Source organism: Nocardiopsis listeri (assembly GCF_020741345.1).
In the GTDB taxonomy this organism is placed as follows: domain Bacteria; phylum Actinomycetota; class Actinomycetes; order Streptosporangiales; family Streptosporangiaceae; genus Nocardiopsis; species Nocardiopsis listeri_A.
In genome coordinates this window covers 1-8,919 of the sequence record NZ_DYZD01000304.1, presented here as the reverse complement: position 1 = coordinate 8,919, position 8,919 = coordinate 1, and the positions used below count along the sequence as shown (strand labels likewise).

Annotated in this window: 9 protein-coding genes; 6 read left to right on the top strand and 3 right to left on the bottom strand. The window is 70.4% G+C overall.

Features of this window, described 5'->3' with window-relative positions:
* From K8V84_RS16390 to K8V84_RS16370, 5 genes are all read left to right on the top strand, one after another.
* On the top strand, nucleotides 1-903 hold a 903-nt coding region (locus K8V84_RS16390; RefSeq protein WP_304075848.1), incomplete at its 5' end, for an NADH-quinone oxidoreductase subunit M.
* Complete coding sequence (gene nuoN / locus K8V84_RS16385) at nucleotides 900-2,549, top strand: NADH-quinone oxidoreductase subunit NuoN (protein WP_304075846.1); 1,650 nt, start codon at nucleotides 900-902, stop codon at nucleotides 2,547-2,549. The genes K8V84_RS16390 and nuoN, both read left to right, overlap by 4 nt.
* A gap of 140 nt (nucleotides 2,550-2,689) precedes the next feature.
* Nucleotides 2,690-3,694 carry a polyprenyl synthetase family protein gene (locus tag K8V84_RS16380; protein WP_304075844.1) on the top strand — a complete coding sequence of 335 codons (1,005 nt, stop codon included), beginning with the start codon at nucleotides 2,690-2,692 and terminating at the stop codon, nucleotides 3,692-3,694.
* Nucleotides 3,695-3,815: 121 nt separating this feature from the next.
* The gene (locus K8V84_RS16375) at nucleotides 3,816-4,160 is read left to right on the top strand and encodes a hypothetical protein (protein ID WP_304075842.1); all 345 of its coding nucleotides are present in this window, start codon (nucleotides 3,816-3,818) and stop codon (nucleotides 4,158-4,160) included.
* Complete coding sequence (locus K8V84_RS16370) at nucleotides 4,082-4,789, top strand: serine/threonine-protein kinase (protein WP_304075840.1); 708 nt, start codon at nucleotides 4,082-4,084, stop codon at nucleotides 4,787-4,789. Before K8V84_RS16375 ends, K8V84_RS16370 begins: the two co-directional genes overlap by 79 nt.
* On the opposite strand, the gene K8V84_RS16365 is transcribed toward K8V84_RS16370, so the two are convergent.
* From K8V84_RS16365 to rarD, 3 genes are all read right to left on the bottom strand, one after another.
* Complete coding sequence (locus K8V84_RS16365; RefSeq protein WP_304075838.1) at nucleotides 4,786-5,868, bottom strand: hypothetical protein; 1,083 nt, start codon at nucleotides 5,866-5,868, stop codon at nucleotides 4,786-4,788. The two genes, K8V84_RS16370 and K8V84_RS16365, sit on opposite strands and share 4 nt — an antisense overlap.
* 230 nt (nucleotides 5,869-6,098) lie before the next feature.
* On the bottom strand, nucleotides 6,099-6,920 hold the full coding sequence (locus K8V84_RS16360; protein WP_304075836.1) for a hypothetical protein: 822 nt from the start codon (nucleotides 6,918-6,920) through the stop codon (nucleotides 6,099-6,101).
* A gap of 113 nt (nucleotides 6,921-7,033) precedes the next feature.
* Nucleotides 7,034-7,987 (bottom strand): EamA family transporter RarD, encoded by a 954-nt coding sequence (gene rarD, locus K8V84_RS16355; protein WP_304075835.1) that lies wholly within the window; start codon nucleotides 7,985-7,987, stop codon nucleotides 7,034-7,036.
* Between the two features lie 70 nt (nucleotides 7,988-8,057).
* Between rarD and msrA the strand changes: the two genes are divergently transcribed.
* Nucleotides 8,058-8,723, top strand: a complete 666-nt coding sequence (gene msrA, locus K8V84_RS16350; protein ID WP_304075833.1) for a peptide-methionine (S)-S-oxide reductase MsrA — start codon at nucleotides 8,058-8,060, stop codon at nucleotides 8,721-8,723.
* Nucleotides 8,724-8,919 lie beyond the last annotated feature (196 nt).

Sequence of the window (8,919 nt, the reverse complement as noted above, 5' to 3'; positions counted from 1 at the left end):
ACCGCGCGCTGGCTCTTCCTCGGATTCTTCATCGCCTTCGCGATCAAGGCCCCGATGTGGCCGGTGCACACCTGGCTGCCCACGGCGGCGGGCTCCTCCAGCCCCGGCACCGCGGTACTGCTGGTCGGTGTCCTGGACAAGGTCGGCACCTACGGGATGCTCCGGTTCTGCCTGGAGCTGTTCCCCTCCGCGGTGTCCTGGTTCGTGTGGCCGGTGGTGGGACTCAGCGTCGTGAGCATCATCTACGGCGCGATCGTGGCCATCGGACAGAGCGACATGATGCGCCTGGTGGCCTACACCTCGATCTCCCACTTCGGGTTCATCACCCTGGGCATCTTCGTCCTGACCCCCCAGGCGCAGGCGGGTGCGGCCCTGTACATGGTCAACCACGGCTTCGCCACCGGCGCGCTGTTCCTCATCGTGGGCTTCCTCATCGCCCGTCGGGGCAGCTCCCGCATCGAGGACTTCGGGGGTGTCCAGAAGGTCGCGCCCAAGCTCGCCGGAGTGTTCCTGGTGACCGGTCTCGCCGGTCTGGGCCTGCCCGGACTGGCCCCGTTCGTCAGCGAGTTCCTGGTGTTCGTGGGCGCCTACGCCTTCAACCCGGTGCCCGCGATCATCTCCGTGGTGGGCGTGGTCCTGGCCGCTCTCTACATCCTGTGGATGTACCAGCGCACCATGACCGGTCCCACCCCGGAGAAGCTGTCGAAGCTGCCGGACCTGTCCGCGCGTGAGACCTGGGTGGTGGCCCCGCTGCTCGCCCTCATCATCGCGCTCGGCGTCTACCCGCAGCCCCTGCTCAACGTGATCAACCCCGCCGTCGAACGCACCGTGGAGATCGGGGCGGACACCGCCTCGGCCACTACGAACGCCGAGGGCGACACCGAGGAAGGAGACGAGGAGTGAACGCGCTCTACGTCGCCGACGGGGCGCCCCCGTCGCTCCCCGGCATCACCGAGGCGGCACCGACCCTGGACTGGTGGCTTCTCGCCCCGATCCTGGTGGTCTTCGGCGCCGGTGTGCTGGCGGTGCTGTTCGAGGCCTTCTTGCCCAAGAAGGTCCTGCGGCCGGTGCAGATCACCGTCGCCGCCGTGGCCCTGCTCGTCACCTTCGTCATGATCGTCCTCCAGGTGGAGGCGGTCGGTGACGGCGTGATCGTGGCGGGCGGAGTCCTCGCCGTGGACCGCGTGGTGCTCTTCCTGCAGGGCACCATCACCGTGCTGGCCCTGATCAGCCTCATGCTCATCGCCGAACGGCGTGACGGTCGCGACGCGTTCTCCGCGCAGGCCGCCACGGTCCCGGGCAGCGAGGAGGAGCGCAGGCACATCCTCGCCGGGTCCCAGCACACCGAGGTCTACCCGTTGGTGCTGTTCGCGGTGCTGGGCATGTTGCTCTTCCCCGCGGCCAACGACTTCCTCACCATGTTCATCGCCCTTGAGGTGATGAGCCTGCCGCTGTACCTGCTGTGCGGGCTGGCCCGCCGCCGTCGCCTGTTCTCCCAGGAGGCCGCGGTCAAGTACTTCCTGCTCGGCGCGTTCTCCTCGGCGTTCTTCCTCTTCGGCATCGCCCTGGTGTACGGCTACGCGGGTTCGGTGAACTTCACCGCTATCCGTCAGGCCGTGGACTCGGGCGGCGCGGCGATCTTCGCCGACGGAAACGGCGAACCGCTGCTCGTCATGGGCATCGGCCTGGTCGCGATCGGTCTGCTGTTCAAGGTCGGCGCCGTGCCCTTCCACAACTGGAAGCCGGACGTCTACCAGGGCGCCCCCACCCCCATCACCGCGCTCATGGCCTCCTGCACCCTGGTGGCCGCGTTCGGTGCTCTGCTGCGGGTGTTCTTCGTGCCCTTCGGTGGTTCCCTGGAGGTCTGGGAACCGATGCTGTGGACGGTCGCCATCCTCACCATGGTGGCGGCGGCGGTCGTCGCGGTCACCCAGCGCGACATCAAGCGACTGTTGGCCTACTCCTCGGTCGTGCACGCCGGTTTCATCCTCACCGCCGTGATCGCCTCCAGCACCGAGGGCCTCGTGGGCGCCATGTTCTACCTGGCCGCCTACGGGTTCACCACCCTGGGCGCCTTCGCGATCGTCACCCTGGTGCGCACCAGGGACGGTGGTCAGGAGCTCGGCGACCTGGAGGGCTGGGCCGGTCTGGGGCGTCGTGCCCCCGGCCTCGCGCTCGCGCTGTCGCTGTTCCTGCTGGCCTTCGCCGGGATCCCGCTCACCAGCGGGTTCATCGGCAAGTTCGCGGTGTTCCAGGCCGCCGTCGCCGCGGGCGCCACCCCGCTCGTGGTGGTCGGTGTCCTCAGCAGCGCGGTGACCGCCTTCTTCTACATCCGGATCATCGTTGTGATGTTCTTCCGGGAATCCGAGGGCGAAGGCCCCACGGTGGCCCGCGCGGGCGCCCTCACCGGCGGTGTGATCACCGTGGGTGTGGCGGCTACGCTGGCCCTCGGGATCTTCCCGGGGCCGGTTCTGGACAACCTCCTTCCAGGCTCCGAGGCCGGACAGGAACCCGCGGCGGTGATGGTTCACCAGGTCACCGAGGAGTGATCGCCGACCCGGGTGTGGCTTTGGACGATCATTCCGGGTCGGATACCGTGGCAAGTCGGATCATGTTCATGTGCTGAGCGTGCGGCGGCCCCCTTCACGGGGGGTCGCCGACACGCCCGTTCAACAGGTGGAGCTTTACGGTGAGCGGTGCTGTCCCGAGCGGGTTTCTCGCTCTGCCGAGAGTCGACCCGGCCCTCGCACGAGGGGTGCAGGACGACCTCGAGAAGGTGGAGGAGCTGCTGCGGGAGTCGGTGCGGTCCAGTGACCCGTTGCTGACCGAGGCGGCGTCCCACCTGTTGGAAGCCGGAGGCAAGCGCTTCCGCGCCATGCTCGTGCTGCTCGCCGCCCACTTCGGTGACCCCAAGGTCCCCGACCTCATCCCCGCGGCGGCCGTGGTGGAATTGACCCACGTGGCGACGCTCTACCACGACGACGTCATGGACGAGGCCGAACTGCGCCGCGGCAGGTCCAGCGCCAACCAGCGCTGGGGCAACACCGTCGCCATCCTCACCGGCGACTACGTGTTCGCCAAGGCCTCCACGATGCTGGCCGACCTGGGTACCGAGGCCGTCCGCCTGCAGGCCGAGACCTTCGCGCGCCTGGTACAGGGGCAGATCCTGGAGACCTCCGGTCCTCGGGACGGCGTCGACCCCTTGGACCACTACCTCAACGTCATCGACGACAAGACGGCCTCACTGATCGCCTCGTCGGCGGAGTTCGGCGGCATGTTCGGCAAGGTCGACCCGGAGACGGTCAGCACCCTGACCCGGGCCTGCGACGCGCTGGGCATGGCCTTCCAGCTCGCCGACGACATCCTGGACGTGGCGAGCGAGACCGCCGAGTCGGGCAAGGTCCCCGGTACGGACCTGCGCGAGGGTGTGCTCACCCTGCCCATGTTCTACGCGATGCGCTCCGAGGACCCGGCCGACGAGCGCCTGAAGTCCCTGCTGGGGCGGCCGCTCGACGACACGGAGGCCGAGGAGGCGCTGACGCTGCTGCGTCCCCACCCGGCCATGGACGAGGCCGACACGACCCTGCGCAACTGGGCCGACAAGGCCCGGGGAGAGCTGAGCACCCTCCCGGACATCCCGGCGCGGGACGCCTTCCTCTCACTGTGCGACTACGTGGTGGAGCGCTCCGGCTGAGTCGGTCCCTCGACCGACCGACGAGCGCGCGTGGTCGGGGGCGGCACCTCGTAAACCGAAGCGGAGTGAGAGGCATCCCACCGGGTGCTGTCCCAAGCCCCCGATCCGAGAGCCGCTTTCCGTGAGCACACCCCCCGCACAGGGCCGGCGGATCCCCGGCCTGTCCCCTCTGCACCCCGACGACCCCGAGAACGTGGGGCCCCACCGTCTGATCGGCCGCCTTGGAGCGGGCGGCATGGGCGTGGTCTATGGGGCCCTCGACCCGGACGGGACGCCCGTCGCGGTCAAGACCGTGCACGCCCGACTCGCCGCCGACCGCGTCTACCGCCGGGCCGGTGCGCCGGGCCGCGCGTCCTCGGCGCGGATACCCGCGCGGACGTTCCGTGGTTGGCCACGGAGCTGGTCGAGGGGCCCTCGTTGGGGCGACGTCTGGGGTCGGCGGGCCCTCTGTCGGGGAAACAGCTGACCACCCTGGCGACCGGCGTCCTGGCCGTGTTGCGGGACCTGCGCTCCCAGGGGGTCGTCCACCGGGACCTGAAGCCGGGGAACGTGATCCTGGGCGCCGGTGGACCGAAGGTGGTGGACTTCGGGATCGCCCGAGCCCTCGACGGAACCGCTTTGACCAGGACCGGGGGGTTGGTGGGCTCTCCGGGGTGGATCGCTCCCGAACGCCACCGACAGGGGATCTCGACGCCCGCCGCCGACGTGTTCTCCTGGGGCGCCCTCGTGGCGTTCGCCGCGACGGGACGACCGCCCTTCGGGCAGGGAACACCATCACGGGGGATGGTTCTCGGTGGTCACGGAACAGGGGGTCGTGTCGCCGGTCGACGGCGGGGCGGAGCTCGAAACCGAGGAGCGGTTGGTCTTCGAAGGGGCACCGGAGCGCGGGCTCATCGTCTTGGAGTCCCCGGACCACGAGGAGAACGTCCGCGGGTACCCGCCGGTCGGACCGTGCTACGACGCCACCGGCGGCGAGTTCTCCACCGTCTACGACGACTGCCTCCGACCCCGCGCCCCGCCACGAACAAGGACGGCGCCGCCCCCGTACACCGGGGCGGCGCCGTCGACACGGGGAGTGCCGTCAGTTGGCTTTAGGAGACCACGGGGAGCGCCTCGGAACCGGGCAGGTCCATGAAGGTGGGGTGCTCGACCATGCCCTCGGGGGTCTCCTGCTCGGCGGTGCCGCCCTCGATGGATACCAGGTCGCTGGTGTCCACGTCGCCGAGCAGGTCCGTGCCGCGGCTCAGGCCGGCCACCAGGTCCTCGGCGGCGGTGGTGTCCAGACCCTCGGCGACCTGGGGGAGCTGCGCGTCCGCCAGGGGACCGTTCACGTCGACGGGCTTGGCCTCACCCGACGAAACGCCCTGGGCCAGTCCGTCGGTGAGGTCGGTCAGTCCCGGGGTCTGGGGCGAGCTCTGCGGGACGGTCGTGACCTCGTCGTCCCAGGCGCGGTTGCCCACCGTGCCCAGGACCTCCTCCTCGCCCAGGTCCACGTGGTTGTCCGAGGTGACCGGGTTGGACTCGACGACGTCCTGGATCCGGTCGGGGGTCCGCACACCGAAGCCGGCGGCCAGGTCCCACACGTTGGGGGCCGTGGGAAGCTCGCTCTCGGGGTGGCTCAAGGGCAGGGTCGGCGCCTCCGACTCCGGCAGGGTCAGCGTCTCGTCGCGCAGGTCGGTGACGGCCACCACGGTGTTCGGCAGCACCTCCTGGGCCTTGTCCTCCACGGTGCCACCGGCCCCGCGGGCGGTGTCCTCCAACGCCACCCCGGCGTCCTGCGCGCCGGCCTCCAGTGACTCACCGGCCGCGTGCCCGATCGTGTCGTGCGGGTCCCCGTCCAGACCGGTGGCGTCCTGGGCCTCGGTGACGGCGTCGGCCAGCGGGGAGTCGGGGAGGACGGCGCCCAGGTCGGGGGCGCCGTGCCCGGGGTCGTTGGCGCCGGCCTGCAGCTCCTCCAGGGCGGTTCCGGCGATCGGTCCCACGCCCTCGGGAGCGATCTTGTGCATGGCGGGCGCCACGCCTTCGACGAGGGCCCGCTCGACCGTGGGGGCGATGTCGTGCATGGGGGTCTGCAGGTCCTGGGCCCCGGCGACACCGGCGCCGAGGGCCACGAATCCGGCGGCGCCGGCGGCGAGGATCACGGTTCGGGCTGTCAGGCGCTTGGGCTGGGTCATGGGTTTCCTTCCTGAAGCTGCTGCTGGGGCGGCCGCGGGAGGCGGCCTGATCGAGCCGGGGTGGACCACCGGCTGACGTGAATCACGTGTGCGAGGCACGGGACTCAGGTCAGCTCCCAGACGGAGAGGGCGGGGTGAGGCTGGGAACGGTCCGAAGGGCGCACGGAAAGCGCACAGGGGCACGCGGGCAGGCGTGGTAACACGCGCCGAACGTGCGGTCGGGCCGTTCGCTAGTCGGGGGAGACCGTGGGGTCGTCCGCCGGGTCCGCGGGTGTGGCGTGCGGAGACCGGGCGTGCACGAGCGCGGTGGCGGCGTCGGGTCCGGGCAACGTGGCCGCGGCGAGGTAGCCGGCGACGGCGGCGGGAGCCGAGGTGGGGGCGCCGGCGGAGGAGACCGCGGAACCGGTGGTGGCCTGAACCTCGGGCGGGTCGACGGGACCGCCGGTGAACGCCTCGGCGGGCTCGGGGTCGTGTTCGGCCTCGGCGGTCGGGTGGCCTTCGACCGCGGGTCGGAACGGGTCCGGGACGGCCCGGTCCTCAGCGGTCTCGGTGGTCTCGTCGGCGGACGGCTTCGCCGGGGCCTGGGACTGCGATTCGGGCGAGGCGGTCGACTCGTCGGTGACCGGTTCGACGTCGGGACGTGAGGAGGCGACCGGTTCGACCAGAGTCGGAACGAGGCCCTGATCGGCGGCCTCTTCACGGGTGCGGTCGATCTCGGTGACGACCCCTCGCACCTCGCCTCGCACCTCGGCGACGGCGGGCTCGGGCAGGGCGACGGCGGACGCCGCCGCCTCACCGGCCCCCTGCTCCACTCGCTGGTGGACGGTGCCGAGGGTGTCGGTCACCGGCGCGGTCACCGGCGCGGTGACCTCGTCGACCCGTTCCAGCCCCAGTTCCCCCAACGGCTCCGACCGGGTCTCGGCCTGGGCGGGCGCGGAGAGCAGCCACAGGGCGGCGAACAGCACACCGAGCATGAACAGGAGGGCGGGTGCCGCCGCGCGCAGGCCCGAGGCGGCACGGAGCGTGCCGATCGAGCTGATGCGAGGCTTCACGAGGACCCTCCAGGGCAGGTGGCCGGTTCGGGGTGGGGCGGAGCCCGACACCCACGACCAGACGTTAGCACAGGGTCACACAGTGTAGTTTCGGTTCTCCGGAACCGGGGAACTCACTCTCGCGGTGAGGGGGCCGGGGGAGTCGTGGGGGCGTCGGGGAGACCGCCCGTCGCGGTGCGCTCGGCGGATCGGCGACGGGACGAACGCACCTGGTCGTAGGCGAACACGCACACGGCCAGCCACACGAATCCGAAGCCCACCCAGCGGCTCAGGGGCATCTCCTCGCCCTGGAGCAGCCAGCCGATGAGGAACATCATGGTCGGCGCGATGAACTGGAGCATCCCGATCACGCTCAACGGCACCCTGCGCGCGGCCATCCCGAACAGCAGCAGCGGCAGCGCGGTCACGAAACCACCGCCGATCAGCAGCGCGGTGTGACCGGGCGAGACCGAGAACGCCGTACCGCTCCCGGTGACCTCCAGATAGACCACGTAGCCCAGGGCCGGCAGGAACATCACCAGGGTCTCGACGGTCAGGCTCTGTAGCCCGTCCAGGCTCACGTACTTCTTCACCGCGCCGTAGGCGGCGAAGGAGGAGGCCATGAGCAGGGAGAGCCAAGGGGTGGAGCCGTAGGCGACGGTCATCACGACCACCGCCGCCGCGCCCAGGCCGACGGCGACCCACTGGGCGGTACGCAGACGCTCGGCGAAGAACACCACGCCCAGGCAGACGGTCATCAGCGGATTGATGAAGTAGGCCAGCGAGGCCTGCAGGGTCTGCGTGGTGGAGACCGAGTAGATGAAGCCCCACCAGTTGAGCGAGATGAGTACGGCCGCGGCGGCCACCGGAAGCAGGCGCCTGGGGCTGCGTAGGAGAGGGAGAAGCCACGCCCGGCCGCGCCGCGCCAACAGCAGGAAGACGCACATCGCGGCCAGGGCCCACACCATGCGGTGGGCGAGGATCTCGGCGGGTTCTGAAGCGGAGAGGAACGGCCAGTACATGGCCGCGAAGCCCCACAGGAGGAAGGCGCTCGCCCCGAGGGCGACACCACGGTTGGATTCCGGCACAACGGCAATCGTAGGATGAATCGATCGCCCTGTCTTCCCCCTTTTTTGTGCCCGTGGATAGCCTGGAGACATGTTCGGTAGAAACGCCACCATGGTCGAGCCCGCCCGCGCCCTCCCCGGCCGGGACACACCGATCGAGCCGCCCTTCGGGCACACGGTCCTGGGCACCTCGCTGACCCCGCCCTACCCGGAAGGCAGCGAGATCGCCGACCTGGGCATGGGCTGTTTCTGGGGCGCGGAGCGCGTGTTCTGGCGATTGGGGGCCGAACGCGGCGTCATCACCACCGCCGTGGGATACGCCGGCGGGTACACGCCCAACCCCACCTACGAAGAGGTGTGCTCGGGTCTGACCGGTCACACCGAGGCCGTGCGCGTGGTCTTCGATCCGAAGCTGATCTCCTACGAGGAGATCCTCAAGATCTTCTGGGAGGGCCACGACCCGACGCAGGGCCTGCGCCAGGGCAACGACGTCGGCAGCCAGTACCGGTCGGCGATCTACTACCACTCCGAGGCCCAGCACAAGGTGGCCGAGGCCACCAGGGAGGCTTTCCAGCCCGCCCTGACCCGGTCCGGCTATGGCGCCATCACCACCGAGATCGCCCCGCTGAAGGCGTTCTACTTCGCCGAGGACTACCACCAGCAGTACCTGTCCGACGCCAAGAACCCCAACGGTTACTGCGGTATCGGCGGAACCGGAGCCAGCTGCCCCATCGGCGTGGCCACCGCCGACGACTGATCCAGAGCCCGAGCGACGAAGGCCGGAGTGGAACCTTCCACTCCGGCCTTTTGTATGGGTTCTGGTGGGGCAACTCAGAAAGGTGATCAGGGGTTGGGCGGCGGCGCCGGCGAGGGCGGCCAAGGCGTAGCCGGTGATGAGGTGGCCGATGCAGCGGCGGGGTTCGCGGTGGCTCGCCGGGCGGCGGGGCCGGTCG

Coding starts and splice junctions, on each gene's coding strand:
- K8V84_RS16365 (WP_304075838.1), bottom strand. CDS start 5,868: ATGACCCAGCCCAAGCGCCTGACAGCCCGAACCGTGATCCTCGCCGCC.
- msrA (WP_304075833.1), top strand. CDS start 8,058: ATGTTCGGTAGAAACGCCACCATGGTCGAGCCCGCCCGCGCCCTCCCC.